The 18,218-nt window shown below is 60.6% G+C and carries 17 protein-coding genes; 8 read left to right on the top strand and 9 right to left on the bottom strand.

The window, feature by feature from the left end; translation table 11 throughout:
• Window positions 1-97: 97 nt before the first annotated feature.
• On the top strand, window positions 98-988 hold the full coding sequence (locus OA90_RS04195) for a LysR substrate-binding domain-containing protein (protein WP_068407549.1): 891 nt from the start codon (window positions 98-100) through the stop codon (window positions 986-988).
• A gap of 47 nt (window positions 989-1,035) precedes the next feature.
• Here OA90_RS04195 and OA90_RS04190 read toward each other — a convergent pair whose 3' ends face one another.
• From OA90_RS04190 to OA90_RS04180, 3 genes are all read right to left on the bottom strand, one after another.
• Window positions 1,036-1,953 carry a DMT family transporter gene (locus OA90_RS04190; RefSeq protein ID WP_068407546.1) on the bottom strand — a complete coding sequence of 306 codons (918 nt, stop codon included), beginning with the start codon at window positions 1,951-1,953 and terminating at the stop codon, window positions 1,036-1,038.
• Window positions 1,954-2,182: 229 nt separating this feature from the next.
• The gene (locus OA90_RS04185; RefSeq protein ID WP_068407542.1) at window positions 2,183-3,319 is read right to left on the bottom strand and encodes an alpha-hydroxy acid oxidase; all 1,137 of its coding nucleotides are present in this window, start codon (window positions 3,317-3,319) and stop codon (window positions 2,183-2,185) included.
• Window positions 3,320-3,338: 19 nt separating this feature from the next.
• Window positions 3,339-4,115 (bottom strand): FadR/GntR family transcriptional regulator, encoded by a 777-nt coding sequence (locus OA90_RS04180; protein ID WP_082836826.1) that lies wholly within the window; start codon window positions 4,113-4,115, stop codon window positions 3,339-3,341.
• 198 nt (window positions 4,116-4,313) lie between these two features.
• Between OA90_RS04180 and OA90_RS04175 the strand changes: the two genes are divergently transcribed.
• On the top strand, window positions 4,314-5,612 hold the full coding sequence (locus OA90_RS04175) for a DUF3422 domain-containing protein (RefSeq protein ID WP_068407539.1): 1,299 nt from the start codon (window positions 4,314-4,316) through the stop codon (window positions 5,610-5,612).
• Window positions 5,613-5,737: 125 nt separating this feature from the next.
• On the opposite strand, the gene OA90_RS04170 is transcribed toward OA90_RS04175, so the two are convergent.
• Both OA90_RS04170 and OA90_RS04165 read right to left on the bottom strand, forming a co-directional pair.
• Window positions 5,738-6,133, bottom strand: coding sequence for a cytochrome c family protein (locus tag OA90_RS04170; protein WP_068407536.1), 396 nt, complete (start codon window positions 6,131-6,133; stop codon window positions 5,738-5,740).
• A gap of 92 nt (window positions 6,134-6,225) precedes the next feature.
• Window positions 6,226-7,170 (bottom strand): LysR family transcriptional regulator, encoded by a 945-nt coding sequence (locus OA90_RS04165; RefSeq protein WP_068407533.1) that lies wholly within the window; start codon window positions 7,168-7,170, stop codon window positions 6,226-6,228.
• Window positions 7,171-7,325: 155 nt separating this feature from the next.
• Here OA90_RS04165 and OA90_RS04160 point away from each other — a divergent pair, with 155 nt between their 5' ends.
• The 4 genes from OA90_RS04160 (at window position 7,326) to glcF (ending at window position 11,979) form a co-directional block, all read left to right on the top strand.
• Entirely contained in the window at window positions 7,326-8,822 is a 1,497-nt protein-coding gene (locus OA90_RS04160; RefSeq protein ID WP_068407530.1) for an FAD-linked oxidase C-terminal domain-containing protein, read from the top strand.
• Window positions 8,823-8,834: 12 nt separating this feature from the next.
• Complete coding sequence (glcE, locus tag OA90_RS04155; RefSeq protein ID WP_068407527.1) at window positions 8,835-10,025, top strand: glycolate oxidase subunit GlcE; 1,191 nt, start codon at window positions 8,835-8,837, stop codon at window positions 10,023-10,025.
• A 45-nt stretch (window positions 10,026-10,070) separates the two neighbouring features.
• A complete protein-coding gene (locus tag OA90_RS04150; protein ID WP_156510378.1) occupies window positions 10,071-10,430 on the top strand; it encodes a hypothetical protein in 360 nt (119 codons plus the stop codon).
• A 211-nt stretch (window positions 10,431-10,641) separates the two neighbouring features.
• The gene (glcF, locus tag OA90_RS04145) at window positions 10,642-11,979 is read left to right on the top strand and encodes a glycolate oxidase subunit GlcF (protein ID WP_068407520.1); all 1,338 of its coding nucleotides are present in this window, start codon (window positions 10,642-10,644) and stop codon (window positions 11,977-11,979) included.
• 19 nt (window positions 11,980-11,998) lie between these two features.
• On the opposite strand, the gene clcA is transcribed toward glcF, so the two are convergent.
• From clcA to OA90_RS04130, 3 genes are all read right to left on the bottom strand, one after another.
• A complete protein-coding gene (gene clcA, locus OA90_RS04140) occupies window positions 11,999-13,357 on the bottom strand; it encodes a H(+)/Cl(-) exchange transporter ClcA (protein WP_068407517.1) in 1,359 nt (452 codons plus the stop codon).
• Between the two features lie 200 nt (window positions 13,358-13,557).
• Window positions 13,558-14,313: a L,D-transpeptidase gene (locus OA90_RS04135; protein ID WP_199823600.1), complete on the bottom strand. Its 756-nt coding sequence runs from the start codon at window positions 14,311-14,313 to the stop codon at window positions 13,558-13,560.
• Window positions 14,314-14,563: 250 nt separating this feature from the next.
• Complete coding sequence (locus OA90_RS04130; RefSeq protein ID WP_156510377.1) at window positions 14,564-15,274, bottom strand: DUF2927 domain-containing protein; 711 nt, start codon at window positions 15,272-15,274, stop codon at window positions 14,564-14,566.
• Window positions 15,275-15,605: 331 nt separating this feature from the next.
• On the opposite strand from OA90_RS04130, the gene OA90_RS04125 reads away from it, so the two are divergent.
• Entirely contained in the window at window positions 15,606-16,313 is a 708-nt protein-coding gene (locus OA90_RS04125) for a protein phosphatase CheZ (protein ID WP_244274532.1), read from the top strand.
• Window positions 16,314-16,457: 144 nt separating this feature from the next.
• The gene (locus OA90_RS04120) at window positions 16,458-17,132 is read left to right on the top strand and encodes a DNA-3-methyladenine glycosylase I (protein WP_068407504.1); all 675 of its coding nucleotides are present in this window, start codon (window positions 16,458-16,460) and stop codon (window positions 17,130-17,132) included.
• A gap of 117 nt (window positions 17,133-17,249) precedes the next feature.
• On the opposite strand, the gene hisG is transcribed toward OA90_RS04120, so the two are convergent.
• Window positions 17,250-18,218: an ATP phosphoribosyltransferase gene (gene hisG / locus OA90_RS04115; protein ID WP_068407500.1), complete on the bottom strand. Its 969-nt coding sequence runs from the start codon at window positions 18,216-18,218 to the stop codon at window positions 17,250-17,252.

The raw sequence follows: 18,218 nt of genomic DNA, 5'->3' as shown, positions 1-18,218 counted from the left end.
TTGTCATTGAGTTGTAAATATTTGTGATGTATAATCCATTTATTAATTCGAATCTCAAATCTTCCGGGCTGGATACAGCTCATCTACAGGGTCTTTTATGAGTCACGCACTAGATATTGACCAGTTGCGCACGTTTCTGGCGATTGCCGAGCTGGGAAGCTTTACCAAGGCGGGTGAAGCGGTGCACAAGACCCAGTCAGCTGTCTCCATGCAGATGCGTCGTCTTGAAGAGCGCGTCGGGCAACCGATCTTCATCAAGGATGGCCGCCAGTCGAGGCTGACCGAAGATGGTCTTCGGTTGGTCGAGTTCGCCCGGCGGATGATCCTTCTGAACGATGAAACCCTGTCGGCTTTCAATGGCCGGAAGGAAGTCGGTCATGTGAAGCTCGGCGTGCCGGACGACTATGCGGACAGGTTGCTGCCGCAGGTTCTGGCGGCATTCAATCGCCTCAATCCTTCCATCGAGGTTCAGGTCGAATGCTCGAGTAGCGCGAAACTCACCGAAGCGATCCGCGACGGGCAGCTCGACGTGGCGATCACCACGTCCGGAGACACCCTCAACCTGCGCGGCGAGATCATCCGGCGGGAACCGCTTTACTGGGTCACTTCGGCCCAGCATTGTGCTCACACTCAGGATGTGATCCGTCTGGCGCTGGGCCCGGCGACCTGCAACTGGCGACGACTTTCCATGGACGCACTCGACCGCGCCGGACTTCGCTACCGGGTGTCCTACACCAGCGCCAGTGCGGCCGGGCTCGTAGGTGCGGTTCAGGTCGGTCTGGCCGTTACGGTTTTCCCGGAAAGCGCTATCCGCGACGGCATGCGCATTCTGGATGAACGGGACGGGTTCCCCTCGTTGCCGTTCTGCGACATTGCTCTGCTGCGGTCCGATGAGGCGCGCGAAGCCATGCATGACACGCTCTGCAATCACCTGGTTGCGGCCATCGGCAATGTCGGCGCCGGATCCGTACAACTGGCCGCCGAATAGTCTGCCGTATCAACCTTTCAGCAGAAAATACCGGCAGCCGGGGTTTTTCAGCGTGCGCGCAGCATGATCAGATTTCCGCCCAGGACACAGAAGAGCCCGGCCACGGCCAGGGGCGTCCAGTGATAGCCTTCGAAGATCGTTGACAGCGTCAGCGCGAGCACGGGGAACAGAACGGTGGCATAACCCGCCCGCGCCGAGCCGATCCGGCCGAGTAGTGTCAGGTAGGAGGCGAAGGCGATCACCGACGCGATGATCGCCAGATAGACGAGGCCGCCGAAATAGGCGAGCGACCACTCCACGGCAAAGCTCTGCCCTCTGAGTAGCGAGACAATCCCCAGGAACGCCATGCCGTAGACCATGCCCCAGGCAGTGGCCGGCGTCACGCCGATACCGCGCCGCTGAGTGTCGGCCGACAGCATGTTCCCGAAGCAGAAGGACAGCGTCCCCCCGATACAGAAGGCCAGTCCGATGGCTGCCTGCAAATTGAACTCGGCGCCCGTGAGCTGCGGCCAGAACATCAGGCCGATGCCTATGAAACCCAGGAAACCGGCGGTGAGCGCGAGGAGATTAGGCCTCTGACGGAAGAGAATGAGGCCCAGGAACAGATTGAATATGGACGCCGTGGAAAAAATCACCGCGAGCAGGCCGGAGGGCAGGTAGGAAGCGCCATAGTAGAAAAGCGTGAAATTGGTCGAGAACAGGAACGCGCCGAGACCGGCGAAACGCAGATGGTCCCGGAAGGGGAACGACATCCTGTGCCCCCGCGCTTTCGCCCAGATCATCATGACCGCGGCCGCCAGCACGAAACGCCAGAAGACGGAGACTTCCGGTGAGACAGTCGCGATCTGGCTCTTCATTGCAATCCAGCTGAAGCCCCAGGAGAGCACGGTGGTGGCATAAAGACCGTAGTCGGCCGGAGTGAAACCGGCGTTTTCCCGGCGCAGGGCAGGCGTGGCAACGCTCATGTGAGAACCGATCCAGAATGTGATGGAGGGTAATCTGATCGCCCCGCCTTATCAGAACAAGTGATTGTTTTTGATGTTCTCATCAGCAAAGGCGATAAGTCTGAAGCGAATCTGCCGATTCAGGCCGGCGCTTCGAAAGCGACGCCTGCCTCCATGCCGTGCGGGCCGACATGACCGGCGCCGCGCGTTCTCGGCCTGTCTTGCGTTGCCCGGTGCGCCGTGCCGCTCCTCAAAGAACCATATTGTGCCGGCCGGCCTTGGCGATATCGGTTTCACCGCAAAGTCCCATGGTGACATCGAGTTCCTTGTGCAGGATCTCCAGCACCTTGGTCACGCCGTCCTTGCCGTTGGCGCCGAGGCCATAGATGAAGGCGCGGCCGATATAGGTGCTGCGGGCGCCCATGGCGACGGCCTTGAAAATGTCCTGGCCGGAGCGGATGCCGCCGTCGAAATGAACCTCGATCCTGTCGCCGACCGCATCGACGATATCTCCCAGAACCTCGTAGGAGGCCAGCGCACCGTCGAGCTGGCGGCCGCCATGGTTTGAAACCACGATGGCGTCGGCCCCGATATCGGCTGCGATTTTCGCGTCCTCGACGTCGTTGATGCCCTTGAGGATGAGCTTGCGGTCCCAGTGTTTCTTCACCCATTCGACGGAGGACCAGTCCAGCGTCGGGTCGAACTGGCTGTTGGTCCATTCGGCCAGCGATGTCATGTCGTCAACGCCCGAGACGTGGCCGTGAATGTTGCCGAATTGACGCCGCTTGGTCTGCAGCATTTGCCAGCACCAGCGGGGCTTGAGCGCGAGATCCGCCAGAACGGCCGGTCCGGGCTTGGGTGGTGTCGACAGACCGTTCTTGATGTCCCGGTGACGCTGGCCGAGCACTTGCAGGTCGAGCGTCAGTACCAGCGCCGAGCAGCCGGCCGTGTGCGCCCGCTGCATCAGCCTTTCGGAAAAACCGCGGTCACGCATCACGTAGAGCTGGAACCAGAAAGGCGACTTTGTGTGTTCCGCGACGTCCTCGATTGAGCAGATGCTCATGGTGGACAAGGTGAAAGGGACACCGAATTCCTCGGCCGCCTGGGCGGCGAGGATTTCGCCATCGGCGTGTTGCATCCCGGTCAGGCCGACCGGCGCGAGAGCGACCGGCATGGCTACTTCCTCACCGATCATCGTCGTCGTGACGGAGCGATTGTCGATGTTGCGGGCGACCCGCTGGCGCAGCTTCTGACGCTGCAGCGCCGCCTCGTTCTCGTGGTAGGTGCTCTGGGTCCAGGACCCCGTGTCGGCATATTCGTAAAACATTTTCGGCACCCGGCGTTTTGCCAGAGCCTGCAGATCCGCAACATCGGTCACAATTGTCATGGGGTTTCCTCCAGGATGCTCAGGAACGAGCAGAATTCTTCATGGGTTTATTCATTCTCAGACCGGCGAGCTGTTCGCGCCGGTCCATTGCCTGCGCGTCGGCCAGGGTGCCGCGCACATAGTCGATGTGATCCTGCGACGCCCGGTGGGCCTCATCGGGGTCCCGCCGGCGGATGGCCTCCGCGATAGTCTTGTGCTGCTGCAACAGTTCAATGCGCGCGGTCGGATGGTCATAGAGACGCCCGCGGTTATAGAAAACGCCGTTTTCCAGGAGCCGGTAGCAGGATCGCAAGGTGTGCAGCATCACCACATTGTGGGCGGCCTCGCCGACGGCATGATGAAAGTCGACATCCAGCCGGGCTTCAGCGGCCAGATCTTCCGCGTCATGGGCGCTCTGCATCCGCCGGACGATCTCGTCGAGGCGAGCGATGTCGGATGGCGCCGCCCGAACGGCTGCCTGCGCCGCGGCCTGGCTCTCGATACCGCGCCGGAATTCGAAATAGTCGCTGATGGCGGAGGGATGGCGGGCGATCAGCTGAACGATGGCCTCGGAGAAAATCGGGCCGATCAAGTCGCAGACAAAGGTGCCGCCACCCTGGCGGGCTTCGATCAGCATCCGCTCCTCCAGTTGCTTCAGGGCTTCCCTGAGAACCGGCCTCGACACCTTCATGAGCTCAGCCAGATTTCTTTCCGGCGGCAGTCTGTCACCGGACTGGAGCACCCCCTTCAGGATCAGATCCTCGATCTGTTCCACGGCGGCGTTCGCCGTTTTCTGATGGTCTACGGGTTGAAACATGCTGGCCAGCCTCTTCACTCAAGGCCGGAAAATAGCGTTGAAACAAGAATTGGTCAATTTTCTTATCCAATTCGGCAATGCGCAAACACCATACACCAGTGTCATATTGTCCCGGTCGCGTTGATCTTGGTTGGTCTCCGGATGTCACGGGGCGAAGGTGAGCTCCAGGAACGAATGTGTGCAAACGGGGTTGTCAGCTTGGATCAGGACTCGGAAAACAGATCGTCCTTACCCGTATTCCGGACATCGCCGCTGCGCGAAAAGGTTCTGGGGGAAGTGCATGCCCGCCCGCTGCGCCCGCTTGGCAGTCCGCGCACCGTGTTGCACTACGCCTTTTTGACCAATGTGGAGGAAGCGGCCGGAGATCATGTCTGGCTGAACGAATTTTGCGTTTCCAGAGGCTGGCACGGCCCGGCGCCCGGCGCGCGTTATCACAGGCTTTCCTTCGGCGGCGGTACGCTCAGCTGGGAACAGCATGCGGAATTCACCACCTACACCTGGGATGGGGCCGCGAAGTCGGAGGCGCTTTTCGGACCGGTTCCGGCATCTCATCCCTTCGGTGCTGCTTTCAGGGCTCCTGGAGACCTGCTGGTCGCTGTCCGTCTGGAAGTGCGAGGGTCCGGCGACCTTGAGGACTGGCGGGAGAGGTTCGACACCGGCAGTCTGACCGTGTCGGAGGTGGAGAACAGCGCCGCTCTGGTGGCGACCGATTTCCGCCAGGACGGCGACGGCCTGACCCGGTTTCTTGTACTCAACCGGTCGCTCAGCGACGTGCGTCTCGGCGCGGTCGCGCAGCGCCTCCTGGAATTGGAGACCTATCGAACGCTGGCCATGCTGGGCCTGTTCAAGGCGACGGAGCTGCAACCGGAGATCAGACGGTTCGAGATCGAACTGGCCGAGTTGACGAACCAATTGAAGGAAAACTCCGGCCTGGGGGCGAACCAGCAGTTGCTCGGCAGGTTGAGCGAAATGGCAGCTGCCCTGGAAGCCGGGGCGACGGCGAGCGCGTTCCGCTTTGGCGCCAGCCGGGCCTATGACGGGATCGTCAAGGCCAGGTTGAATGCGCTGAAGGAGGAGGCTGCTCCCGGAGATCTGTCGTTGGCTGCGTTCCTGACCCGGCGTTTGACGCCCGCCATGCAGACCTGTCAGGCGACCGAAGACCGCCAGGCCATGCTGTCCCGTAAGCTCGCAAGGGCGACGACCTTGCTGCGCACACGCGTTGATGTCGAACTGGAGGAGCAGAACAGCAGGCTGCTTCAGTCCATGAACCGCCGTGCCCATCTTCAGCTGAGGCTGCAGCAGACGGTCGAGGGGCTGTCGGTCGCGGCTGTCAGCTATTATGTGGTCGGGCTGATTTCCTATCTGGCCAAGGCTGCAAGGGAGACCGGACTGCCCGTCCCGGATGCGAATGTCACCACCGGGCTCGCCGTGCCTGTCGTTGTGATCCTGATCTGGTGGCTGGTCCGGCGCATCCGCAAGAAGCACAATGATCACTGAGCATTTGGTGCCGGCAACGCGGCCGCGTCCATGGTCCATCGGGCAACGCTGCCTGGTAACTCGGCCAGGAAAACAAAAGAGGCCGGGAAATCCCGGCCTCTCGCGTATTGTCGGCCCAATGGAGCTTACTGGGTCGTGCCGTCTGCGTTGAACTGAGCCAGATAAGCGATCACGTTGTCGCGGTCCTGTTCTTTCCTCAGCCCGGCGAACGCCATCTTGCCCTTGGGAATGAGGTCTTTCGGCTTGGTCAGGTAGATATCCAGCATCTCGACGTCCCAGACCTTGCCTTCGCCGAGTTCGATCAGCGGCTTGGAGTATTTGTAGCCCTCGACCTGACCCCAGGGCCGGCCGACAATGCCGTTGAGCTCCGGCCCGACCTTGTTCTTGGCGCCTTCACCGACCGCATGGCAGGCGGCGCATTTCTTGAAAACCTTCTCACCCTTGGCGGGATCGCCTTCGGCACTTGCATGCACGGTAAGCGCCAGAAGCGCCGTTCCGGCGATCATCAGCAATCGCTGCATAGTATTCTCCCTCGGATTTAACTCTCAATCACACAACAGGATGCAGGAGATCGACGCAAGTGACGCACGGTCGCAGGTACATTGTGTCGCGATCAGCTCGCCCGCGCCTCGCTCGGAAGGTGCAGCCAGTCTTCCAGACCGGCGTCCCAATAGGGCGAAGAGCCGTATAGATGAGCCAGAAAATCAATGAAGACCCGTACTTTCGCCGGCAGGAACTGGCGGCTCGGGTAAACCGCGTAGAGGCCGACATCTTTCGAAGCCCTGTATTCCGGCAGAAGGATCTGCAGCTTGCCCGCCCGCAACTCCGGACCCACGTCCCAAGTCGAGCGAAGCGCTATCCCGACTCCGGCCAGCAGGCATTCGCGCACAACTTCGTTGGAGTTGGTCTTGATGGGCGCGCGGGTGCGGATGGTCACGGAGCCGTCCGGACCGGCGAGCCGCCAGGGATCCTGATTTGTCGCGGCAAGCGTGACATGGTGGGCCGCCAGATCTTCGATGCTCTGGGGCGCGCCGTGTCGTTTCAGATAGTCCGGGCTGGCGCACAGGATCCGGTGCACGGGAGCAAGCCGGCGTGCGACAAGGCTGGAATCGGACAACTCGGCAATGCGGACCGCAAGGTCGTAACCATCTCCGACGATATCGACGAAGTCGTCGGAGAGATCGAGATTGACCGAAAGGTCCGGGTTCTCGATCAGGAATTTGCCCATATGCGGGGCGATGTGAAGACGGCCGAAGGACGTCGGTACAGCCACCTTCAAAATGCCGCGGGCCCTGGCGGATCCGCGCGAAACGAAAGACTCGGCTTCCTCCACCGAGGCCAGAATTGCAATGACCCTTTCATAAAAGCCCTGGCCCGCCTCCGTCATGGCGATCTGGCGGGTCGTTCGCTGCAGGAGACGCGTTCCGAGTTTTTCCTCAAGACGCCGGATGCGTTTGGAGACCACGGCTGGCGACAGGTTCATTTCTCGCCCGGCGGCGGACATGCTGCCGGCGCTCACCACTCGGGCGAAAATCTCCATGTCGGTCAGATTGCTCATTTTCAATCTCTCAGAAAGACATCTAGTATCGTGCGGGCGTTTCCCTTGGCCAAGATACTTGTCACACTTCGGGGAAGCCGTTGATCTACCACCACTGCTTACGTTCGAGCAAATCCCGTGGATCATCAAGCGTATATGTGAAAGGAGTCCAGCCTGTGACCGCGATCGCCATGCCTGCCCCGGACCGGGATGTCCTTGCCCGTCGCCGAGAGATCCTGAGCGCGCTTCAGGCGATCGTTCCCGGAGAGGGCGTGATCCACGACGAGCGCGAGATGCGCGCCTATGAAACGGATGCTCTGACGGCCTATCGGCAGCTCCCCCTCATTGTGGTTCTTCCAGAAACGGTCGATCAGGTCTCCAGGGTCCTCAGGTACTGTTACGACAACGACGTCAAGGTGGTGCCGCGCGGAGCGGGGACCTCGCTGTCCGGCGGCGCCCTGCCGCTGGAGGACGGCGTGCTGCTGTCGATGATGAAGTTCAATCAGGTCCTCGACATCGACTATCCCAACCGGGCCGTCGTGGTACAGCCGGGTGTGACCAATCTCGGCATCACGCGCGCGGTGGAAGGCGAGGGCTTCTATTATGCGCCGGATCCGTCTTCCCAGATCGCCTGTTCCATCGGCGGCAACATCGCGGAAAATTCCGGTGGTGTGCACTGCCTCAAATACGGGCTGACCACAAACAACGTGCTTGGGCTGGAAATGGTGCTGATCACCGGTGAGGTGATCCGCCTCGGCGGCAAGCACCTGGACAGCGAAGGATACGATTTTCTGGCGCTGATGACCGGGTCGGAGGGACTGCTCGGCGTGGTGACCGAAGTTACCGTCCGCATCCTGCAAAAACCCGAAACGGCACGCGCGCTGCTTATCGGCTTTCCGGCCAGCGAGGACGGCGGCCGCTGCGTCGCAGAAATCATCGCGGCGGGCATCATCCCGGGCGGTATGGAAATGATGGACCGGCTCGCCATTCATGCTGCGGAAGATTTTGTCCACGCAGGCTATCCGCTTGATGTCGAGGCCCTGCTGATCGTTGAACTCGACGGGCCGGAGGAGGAGGTCGATTACCTGATCGGCCGCGTCGAGGAAATTGCCCGGGCCAACGAAGCCAGCCACGTGCGGATCTCGGCCAGCGAAGAGGAACGCATGACCTTCTGGGCGGGACGCAAGGCTGCATTTCCGGCCGTCGGGCGAATTTCGCCGGACTATCTGTGCATGGACGGCACGATCCCGCGCCGCGAACTGCCGAAGGTGCTCGCCGGCATGCGGGACCTGGGCGAAAAGCACGGGCTTCGCGTGGCCAATGTCTTTCATGCCGGCGACGGCAACCTCCATCCGCTGATCCTTTACGATGCCAACAAGCCGGGGGAACTGGAGGCTGCCGAAGCCTTCGGTGCCGATATCCTGCGGCTGTGCGTCGAGGTCGGCGGTGTGCTGACAGGCGAGCATGGCGTCGGCATCGAAAAGCGCGATCTGATGACGGAAATGTTCTCCGAGGACGATCTCAAGCAACAGCAGCGGGTCAAATGTGCTTTCGACGATAAGCATCTGCTCAACCCGGGCAAGGTCTTCCCCTTGCTGCACCGCTGCGCCGAACTGGGTAAAATGCATGTGCACAAGGGCCAGTTGCCCTTCCCCGATATCCCGCGCTTCTGAGGAATTTCCGAAATGGATGCAACGTTCAAGCCGCAGGATACGCGGCAGGTCGAAGATGCGGTGAAATGGGCGGCCGCGGAGGAACAGCCGCTGGAGATCGTCGGGCACGGATCCAAGAGAAAGCTCGGCCGCCCGGTGCAGGCGGCGCATGTTCTGGACCTGTCGGACCTCACCGGCGTCGAGAGTTACGAGCCGGCGGAGCTTGTGCTGACCGTCAAGGCGGGAACGGCGATCGCCGAGGTCGAAAAACTGGTCGGGGACAACGGCCAGGAACTCTCGTTCGAGCCGATGGACTACGGGCCGCTGCTGGGGGAAGAGCCCGGACGGGGAACCCTGGGCGGCGTGCTGGCGGCAAATCTCTCCGGTCCACGCCGCATCAAGGCGGGCGCGGCGCGGGACCATGTGCTTGGCATGGAAGCCGTTTCCGGACGCGGGGAAATTTTCAATTCCGGCGGCAAGGTGGTCAAGAACGTCACCGGCTATGATTTGCCGCGGGCGCTTTGCGGGTCTTTCGGCACTCTGGCTGTTGCGACCACGGTGACGCTCAAGGTCAATCCGAAACCGGAAACCTCGGCGACGTTCCTGCTTGCTGGTTTGAAAGAGGCAGACGCAATTGACGCCCTGTGCCGGGCCATGGGTTCGTCGGCGGAAGTGTCCGGTGCTGCCCATCTGCCCGGTGGCATCGACGGCGAGGTCGGCAAGACGGTCCTTCGGCTGGAAGGATTTGAAACCTCGGTCGACTACCGGTTCAAATCTCTGGAAAAGCTTCTTGCGGAATTTGGTGCGCCCGCCCGCCTTGCGGAAGCGGAGTCCGGAAAACTGTGGCGGAACATCCGTGATGTGGTGCCGTTCGCAGGTGCCCATACTCCCGTGTGGCGGGTGTCCGTCGCCCCGGCCTCCGGCCCGATGCTGGTGGAGCGTCTGAAGGCGGCCTTCGACATGAGGGCGTTCTTCGACTGGAGCGGCGGTCTTGTCTGGCTGTCCTGCGACGACGGAGAAATTCACGAGGTGGAAATTCGCGCGGCGCTAGAGGAAACCGGCGGAGGTCACGCGACACTGGTGCGCGCGGATCCGTCCGTCCGCTCGACCGTGCCGGTGTTCCAGCCCCAACCTGGCTCCCTGGCGGCGCTGTCCCGGCGCCTGAAGGAGCAGTTCGATGCAAAAGGCATTCTGAATGCTGGACGAATGGTCGCGGGTGTGTAGTCTTATCAGCGTATTTTTACGTGGATATTTCTAGCGGAGAGCATGATGGAACAACAATCCGGTACTGAAGGTTATCTGGAGCCAGGCGGCAAGAATGTCAGCCTTGTCTATATTCTGTATCTGGTGAGCATTTTGTTCGGTATCACCATGCTGGTCGGCATCATCTTCGCCTATTTGAACAGGGGCAAGGCCGGTGGCTGGGTCGACACGCACTATACCTACCAGATCCGGACTTTCTGGATCGGTTTGCTCGGCAGCGTGCTCGGTGTTCTCCTGACCTTTGTTGTCGTTGGCATCTTCCTGCTGATCGCGCTTTTGATCTGGATGATCATTCGTTGCATCAAGGGTCTTCAGCTTGCCTCCCGCGGTGAACCGGTGCCGGACCCGCAGACCTGGTTGTTCTGAGCCGTTCTGACGATCATTGACGACAAGACACGAAACCCGGCCGCGATCCTGCGGCCGGGTTTTGTGTTTATTCAGCTCAATTCATTCCGCATTGATGGTGCTCTTGTGCCGGAATGATACCTTGTGCGGTGAAAACCCAGCCCCTACGATCCGGATCACTCGCAAGGAGAATACCGCAGCGAATGCGGGCAATTGAGGGACGGCGGACACCATGCAGACCAATTTCACCGCAGAGCAGCTGAAGGACAGCCATGTCGCGCAGTCTGAAAAGATCCTGCGCAAATGCGTTCATTGCGGGTTCTGCACGGCAACCTGCCCGACCTTCACGTTGCTGGGAGATGAGCTCGACAGCCCGCGTGGCAGGATCTATCTGATCAAGGACATGCTGGAAAACGACCGTCCGGCAGACGAAAAGATCGTCAAGCATATCGACCGGTGTCTGTCCTGCCTTGCCTGCATGACCACCTGTCCTTCCGGGGTGCACTACATGCATCTTGTCGATCATGCCCGCGCCCACATCGAAAAGACCTACAGACGGCCGGCGTCAGACAGATTGCTGCGGTCCGTCCTGGCGTTTGTGCTGCCCTATCCGAAACGGTTCCGCCTCGCACTGATCGGCGCATTCTTCGCCCGTCCGTTTGCCGGTGCGCTGAAGGCGCTGGGCGGCCCGATGAAAAAGATCGGTGCGATGCTGGAACTGGCACCCGCAAGATCTCCCGGACGCGGGGAACATGAAGGACCCGGCGTGTTTGCGGCGGAAACCCCGGCCAGCAAGGGCCGCGTGGCCCTTCTGGGCGGATGTGCCCAGCCGGTGCTCAATCCCGGTATCAACGACGCCACGATCCGGCTGTTGACCCGTGCGGGATATGAGATCGTTCTGCCCGAAGGTGAGGTCTGTTGCGGTGCGCTTGTCCATCACATGGGCAAGGAAGAGGCCGCTCTGGAAAACGCCCGGCGCAATGTCGACGTCTGGATGCGCGAAGTCGAGACAGGTGGACTTGACGCCATCCTGATCACCGCATCGGGGTGCGGTACGACGATCAAGGACTACGGCCACATGCTGAAAGACGATGCGAACTATGCCCTGAAGGCAGCCCGGGTCTCCGCGCTGGCAAAGGACGTCACCGAATTCCTGACCGGGGTTGATCTTGGCGCGCCCGCCGTCGCACCGGAGCTGACCATTGCCTATCATTCCGCCTGTTCCATGCAGCACGGCCAGAAGATTACCCGTCAGCCGAAAGATCTCCTGACGGCGGCCGGCTTCAGTGTCAAGGATGTGCCGGAAGGGCATTTATGCTGCGGATCGGCGGGAACCTACAACATTCTCCAACCGGACATTGCCCGCCGCCTGCGTGACAGGAAGGTGGCCAATATCGAGAAAACCAGGCCTGATGTCATCGCCACCGGAAATATCGGCTGCATGACCCAGATCGGCCTGGGGACCGGCATACCGATCCTGCATACGGTGGAGCTTCTGGATTGGGTCTATGGCGGACGGCAGCCGGAAAGCCTGTCCTCCGTCCTGCTTCCGTTGGAAGCTGCGGAATAGGGCGCCCGGCTTTTCCCGGTCAGCCTTCGCGCGTACCCAGTTGAATCGGGGTGTCTTCGGGCTGCTTGTCCGGCTCCTGGCCTGCAAGTCTCAAGGTCCGTTCCAGCAGTTGCTCGTAGATCGGCCGGCCCCCGAGATGATGCGCCGTGAGGGACGCCGTGGTGCAGGTCACCAGAACCGGCATGATCAGGGCGTAGGCGCCCGTCAGTTCCATCACCAGCACGACGCCGACGAGGGGCGCACGGACGGAAGCAGCGAAAAAACCGCCCATGGCAGCCACCGCGCAGGCGGCCCGGAAGTCGTCATCCACGATGGGCAGGAGTTCCGCCGCCCCGGTGCCGAAGGCGAGCCCGGCGCAGGTTGCGATGGACAGCATCGGTGCGAAGATCCCGCCGGGAACGCCCGAGGCATAGGAAAACAGCACGCCGCCGAAGCGCAGCAAGGTGAGCAGGAGGAGGACCAGCACACCCTGATGGGAGGTGATCAGCCCGCGCACCAGATCTTCACCGCCGGTGGTTGCGTCCGGGAACGCGATCAGGAGAGCCCCCGTGATCCCGCCGACGGCAAGCGCCGGCAGCCAGCGCAGCCCGAGCCGGATTGTCTGGAACAGGTCCATGACCTTGATCAGAGCCCAGTTGAAGAACACGCCGAGTGCGCCGAGAAAAATGCCGAGAAGGCCGAGCAGGAAGAAGCTCCAGATCGGCACATAGGACACCGTGACCAGCAGCGGCGGGCCGATATGCGTCAGCTTCACCGTGACCGCCGCACTCAGAATCGAGGCGATGATGACAGCCATGTAAGTTCGGTAGCCGAACGGAAACTGCCGCCTGGTTTCCTCCACGATAAACAGGATCGCCGCGAGCGGCGCATTGAAGGCCGCGGCCAGACCGGCGGCGGCTCCTGCCGCCAGAAGTCCCTTGTGATCGGACGACGAAAGCCCTTGCGATCTGGAAAGCGCTTCGGCCGTCATCGCCCCCATGTGAATGGTCGGGCCTTCGCGGCCGAGCACCAGGCCGGATCCCAGAGCGAGCAATCCGCCGAAAAACTTCGCGATCAGGACTCTGGCCCAGCGTACGGGCCGCTTGTCCTCCATGGCGCCTTCGATCTCCTGAATGCCGCTGCCGGCAGCTTCCGGCGCGATACGCTGGACCAGAAAGAACGCGCCGACGACCGCGGCACCGGATATCGCAATCGACACCGCATAGGCCAATACACCGGTGCCCAGTGAAGTCCTGAGCGCCGAAGACTGCGCAAGCAGAATTTCCACGCCGGAATGGAAACCGGCGCCGAGCACTCCGACGAGCACGCCCACCAGAGCTGCCTTGGCGAAATAGGCGGCGTCCGATCCGGGAGAAAAGAATTTCAAGCGTTCTGTCATGCCTCGGACCGGCTTTGTCAGGGGAAGGGTGACGATTCAGTCGACTGTATCGACAAATTGCAGGGAAAGCGGAAGGTCTGCAAGGGATGCTGCGATCAATATCGGTCCCATGCTCTTGCAAGTGCGGAGAGACGAGGGAAACCGCACGGCCTATCCGCGCGGTTTCCTGGAAGTCATGAGTATTCTGATGGCAGTTCGCCTTAGATCACGATGACCCTGGTGCCGACGCCAACCCGCTCGTAAAGGTCAATCACATCCTCGTTGCGCATGCGGATGCAGCCGGAGGAAACGGCGTGGCCGATGGTCCAGGGCTGGTTGGAGCCATGGATACGGTAAAGCGTCGATCCGAGATAGAGCGCGCGGGCACCGAGCGGATTTTGCGGACCGCCAGCCATGAAGGTCGGCAATTCCGGGCGGCGCTTGCGCATTTCGGCCGGCGGACGCCAGTCAGGCCATTCGGACTTGCGGGTAATCTTGTGTGTTCCGGCCCACTCGAAGCCGGGCTTGCCGACGCCGACGCCGTAACGCCGGGCGGTGCCGTCGTTCTGCACCAGATAGAGATGCCTGGTATTGGTGTCGATCACGATCGTGCCGGGTTTGTGCTTGCCGTCATAGTTGACGATCGTGGGCAGAAATTCCGGCGCGGTCTGGCGGCTTTGCAGTGCACTGGTCTGGCGCTGCGGCTGCTGGCGCACCGGTTGCTGGCGGGGCGACCACCAGTTGGCGCGGCGGACCTGCGGCTGCGCCACCTGGCGCCGCTGAACGGGCGCCGCGGCGCGTCGGGTGGCGCGGGGCTGCAATTGCAGCACCCAGGGTTCCGCCAGGTTCGGACTGAGGACGAGCGGCGGTGGAGACACCTGTCCGGCGATTGCCTGGGGAAGGAAAAGCGCAGCGCTGAATAACAAAGCGCCGCCCAGGATCAGCAATTTTGAAGATACAATGCGTAACTGGAACATGGCTGTACTCTTGATACTTGTCATCGACCACGTTCAGCGGCTTTTCTAGCCGCCGATTAACGGATTGGAAATGATAATAAGGGTTCCAGCTCTTTCAAAAGTGAATCCGCTGCGGTGTATTTCGGTAATTGTTCCTTATGGTTATCTGTTGGTTGAGAAACAGCCTTAATAAAATACTTTCCTCTGGGGGAGGTGCTGGCAAGTCAATTTGGCCGCGCTTGAAATCCTTGGTCTTTCGTGAAGACCTTGGTTAACGAACCCGCTGCCGGGCGTCGCGCACCACCAGTGGCAAAACCGACTGTGTTTGCTTCTGCGACATGCCCGGCTTGATACGCGGGTCGTAAAGCATGTTCAAAATGAGCTGGTCGAACACGGTGAACCGGCTGTGACGCGAGGAATCGTTAAAGACCGAATGTGTGAGGTCCTCGTCGTCGTTCATCGGGCCGAGGCCCTGCAGAACCTCTTCCACCAGGCATCGCTTGAAGAGGAATTCGCCTTCATCGGAAACGATCACCGCAGCGGAGCGCTTGATCCCGTTGCGGCCGGAGACGACGCGCACCAGGCAGCGTCCCGGCACGTTTGCGCGCTCGCTCTTGTAGATTTCCGTTTTGACGACACGCTCATACTGGTCGCGGTCGACCACATAGACCTCGAAATTCGCCTCGGCGGGATCGCGGACGATAGCCGTCTTCAACCCGTCGACCCGCTTGTCGATTTCGCGCACGAATTGCTGGACGGTCTTTGTCCGGTCGCGTGAAGAAAGATTGTGGATCTGAAATAAAACTGGCCGCGTGAATTTTTTAACCAGGTAAGGACGCCAACTCCAACTGCGGTATTCTAGTCCGAATACTGTTTTCTCAAATCCATAGAGAAGTTCTTCAGTGGTAAAAGTGTCATTCGCGGCCAGAGTCGGGGCCGTGGAAAAAAATCCTGCGAACAGAATGGCCGAAAGAAAACGCATCGCTGGCATTCAGGTCAATTCGCCTTCGCGTGTCGCGCAGGGTCCGTCAGCTCTTTGAAATTGGCAGAGTTCCGCTAACTTTAGCATGCGATGGGCTGCTCCGTTGATTCAACGCGAGGATAGCGAATGGTCTGCGAAGAGGAAAGCCAAGAAACAGTTACCAAAGGTCAAATCGGTCCTCCCTCTTCGGCAAGCATCTCAAAAACAATTCTTTAAGCTTCCCCGGCTATAAGAGCAGGACAGATTGATTTGAATACGCCTGGAAAGGCGCGGGACGGGAGTAGGCATGGCCGCGGTGAAAAGATCCTTTCGAGCGGAAAGCTTGATACGCATGAATTCCGGGGCCTCCGACAGCCCTGCATTTGCTGAAGAACGCCGCCATCAGGAGCTCCTGGCAGAACTGGCCAGCGTAAAATCCCTGATCCGTAGCGGAGAAGGGCAGCAGCAGGCCGCGATGGATCCGGAAGCCATGAGCGCCAAGGTCCTGTCGGAGTTCCGCAAGGAAATGTCTGAAGCGGCCAAGCTGAAGACCGAACTCGATGCGATCTATGAAGCAATAGCGCAGACCAAGAAGGAAATCGCGACTCTTCACCAGACCACCGGGTCCGAAGGTGAGGAAATGACTCGCGTAACCAACGAGCTGGACGCTGTCGTTGACGGTACCGAGGGTGCGACGGAATCCATTCTGACGGCGGCCGAGTTTATCGACGAGACCGCGAACACCCTTTCCGCCAGGCTCAGTGCTCAGGATCAGGATCTGGCGAACGACATTCAGGACAAGGTCGTTCACATTTTCGAAGCCTGTAACTTTCAGGACCTGACCGGTCAGCGCATCACCAAGGTGGTCAACACCCTGCGCTTCGTCGAGGACCGGATCACGCAGATGATGGATATCTGGGGCGGCATCGAAAGCTTCCAGGACATCGAGATCGAAGAACGCGAGCAGAAGGAAGGCGATGCGGCGCTGCTCAACGGCCCATCGCTCGACCACGACGTGGATGTCGCAAGTCAGGACGACATCGACGCCCTGTTTGCCTGACAGCTTCCAGACCGTTTTCGAAAAACCCGGCCTTGTGCCGGGTTTTTTGTTTCATACCGGATTGCCACGACATCATTCGCCCTTGCGCTCCGGTCCTTTCGATCTTATCAACATGAGAACAAAAAGTGAATAAAGGGCATTGCGATGGCAGAACAGGACAGTGGCGGTGCCACGAAGGCGGAGCGCGATCCGGTCACGGGACTGCTGGCCGGAAGCGACGGACGGCAGCGGTGCTGGTGGCACGGCAACCTGGAGGACTACCTGCTCTATCACGACACCGAATGGGGCTGGCCGATCGACGAGGATCGCCGCCTTTTCGAGAAGGTCTGCCTGGAAGGGTTCCAGTCCGGCCTCTCCTGGTTGACCATTCTGCGCAAGCGCGACGCCTTCCGGGCGGCCTTCGCAAATTTTGAATTCGAAACGGTCGCCACGTTCACCGAAGCCGATGTCGAGCGCTGTCTGGAGGATGCCGGCATCGTCCGTCACCGCAAGAAAATCGAATCGACCATCAACAACGCGAAACGCGCACTGGAACTGAAAGCCGAATTCGGCACGCTCGCCGCCTATTTCTGGTCCTTTGAGCCCGAACCGGCGAACCGGCCGGAAAAAATCGATTTCGCTACGGTAAGAACGCTCGGCAAGACTGAGGAGAGCACAGCGCTCTCGAAGGACCTGAAAAAACGCGGCTGGAGTTTCGTCGGTCCCACCACCATCTATGCCTTCATGCAGTCGATGGGCATGGTCAACGACCATCTGGAGGGCTGCTGCTGCCGCGATCGGATCGAAAAGGCGCGGGCAGACTTCAAAAGGCCGGCGTGACGGGCAGAGGGATCCCGGGGTCTTCAGCGCACGAAAGCGATAGCGCTATCGGTTGCTGTTGACACCCGGGAGATGCGGGCCGGCCGGAAGCCGGCAATGCCGGACCGGCCTGAAATTCTAACTGCCCACTTTGTCCTTCAGCGGGGCAAACAGGCAGTTTTCCCTTGAGAAGACATAGTCGAGCGTTTCCACGGTGACCGTCTCCGCGCCTTCCTGAATGAGCAACTGGGCGCAGTCGGCGACGGCGTCCTTCGGACACAGCACGCTGACATGATGGCCATCAGGCGTGTCGGAAAACCGCTGCAGTGCGCCGATCTGGCTGACGGATCTGAGCGCCTGCGTGCGGTCATCGACGACGGCCTTGACCAGTTTGACATCGCGGGCGGCCTCCTCGGCCGCAATCCGGTCCAGAATGGCCCGTGCCGCCGCTAGCGCGGTCTCGGACCAGTCGGCCTTGAGAGAGGCGACCAGATTGGCCTGGCTTTTCAGGATCACGCCATCGGGCAGGATCTTCAGGTTGTTGGCCTGCAGGGTCGCCCCCGTGGTGGTGATATCGACAATCAGTTCCGCGGAACCGGCAGCCGGGGCGCCTTCCGTTGCGCCGGCGCTTTCCACGATCCGGTAGTCGGCGATGCCATATCGGGCGAAGAAGGCGCGGGTCAGCGTGACATATTTGGTCGCGACCCTGAGACGGCGGCCGTGGCGGTTGCGGAAATCGGAGGCGACGTCGGAAAGATCCGCCATGGTTTCCACATCGATCCATGCTTTCGGCACGGCGACGACCACATTCGCCGGACCAAAGCCGAGCGGGGTGACGATGTGCACCGAATTTTCCGGATCGGTAATGTTCTCATGCACCAGATCGAGCCCGGTGATGCCGAAATGAACGGTGCCGTCGGCAAGCGCGCGGGCGATCTCTGAGGCGGACAGAAAGGCGATCTCCACATCGCCAAGACCCTCTATGGCGCCGCGATAATTGCGCGCGCCGCCCGGCTGTATCACCTTCAGGCCCGCACGGCCGAAGAAGTCGTGAGTGTTTTCCTGAAGGCGTCCCTTCGAGGGAATGGCGATGATCAGTTTGCTCAT

The organism is Labrenzia sp. OB1, from assembly GCF_001624695.1.
Taxonomy (GTDB): domain Bacteria; phylum Pseudomonadota; class Alphaproteobacteria; order Rhizobiales; family Stappiaceae; genus Roseibium.
This window is presented reverse-complemented; position numbering and strand designations above follow the sequence as displayed.

Excerpts from the sequence above, each read along its gene's own strand:
- OA90_RS04165 (WP_068407533.1), bottom strand. The coding sequence starts at position 7,170 with ATGAGCAATCTGACCGACATGGAGATTTTCGCCCGAGTGGTGAGCGCC.
- OA90_RS04125 (WP_244274532.1), top strand. The coding sequence starts at position 15,606 with ATGAATTCCGGGGCCTCCGACAGCCCTGCATTTGCTGAAGAACGCCGC.
- OA90_RS04130 (WP_156510377.1), bottom strand. The coding sequence starts at position 15,274 with ATGCGTTTTCTTTCGGCCATTCTGTTCGCAGGATTTTTTTCCACGGCC.
- OA90_RS04135 (WP_199823600.1), bottom strand. The coding sequence starts at position 14,313 with ATGTTCCAGTTACGCATTGTATCTTCAAAATTGCTGATCCTGGGCGGC.
- OA90_RS04190 (WP_068407546.1), bottom strand. The coding sequence starts at position 1,953 with ATGAGCGTTGCCACGCCTGCCCTGCGCCGGGAAAACGCCGGTTTCACT.
- OA90_RS04195 (WP_068407549.1), top strand. The coding sequence starts at position 98 with ATGAGTCACGCACTAGATATTGACCAGTTGCGCACGTTTCTGGCGATT.
- OA90_RS04150 (WP_156510378.1), top strand. The coding sequence starts at position 10,071 with ATGGAACAACAATCCGGTACTGAAGGTTATCTGGAGCCAGGCGGCAAG.
- OA90_RS04185 (WP_068407542.1), bottom strand. The coding sequence starts at position 3,319 with ATGACAATTGTGACCGATGTTGCGGATCTGCAGGCTCTGGCAAAACGC.
- OA90_RS04120 (WP_068407504.1), top strand. The coding sequence starts at position 16,458 with ATGGCAGAACAGGACAGTGGCGGTGCCACGAAGGCGGAGCGCGATCCG.
- clcA (WP_068407517.1), bottom strand. The coding sequence starts at position 13,357 with ATGACAGAACGCTTGAAATTCTTTTCTCCCGGATCGGACGCCGCCTAT.
- glcE (WP_068407527.1), top strand. The coding sequence starts at position 8,835 with ATGGATGCAACGTTCAAGCCGCAGGATACGCGGCAGGTCGAAGATGCG.
- OA90_RS04180 (WP_082836826.1), bottom strand. The coding sequence starts at position 4,115 with ATGTTTCAACCCGTAGACCATCAGAAAACGGCGAACGCCGCCGTGGAA.
- glcF (WP_068407520.1), top strand. The coding sequence starts at position 10,642 with ATGCAGACCAATTTCACCGCAGAGCAGCTGAAGGACAGCCATGTCGCG.
- hisG (WP_068407500.1), bottom strand. The coding sequence starts at position 18,218 with ATGAGCAAACTGATCATCGCCATTCCCTCGAAGGGACGCCTTCAGGAA.
- OA90_RS04170 (WP_068407536.1), bottom strand. The coding sequence starts at position 6,133 with ATGCAGCGATTGCTGATGATCGCCGGAACGGCGCTTCTGGCGCTTACC.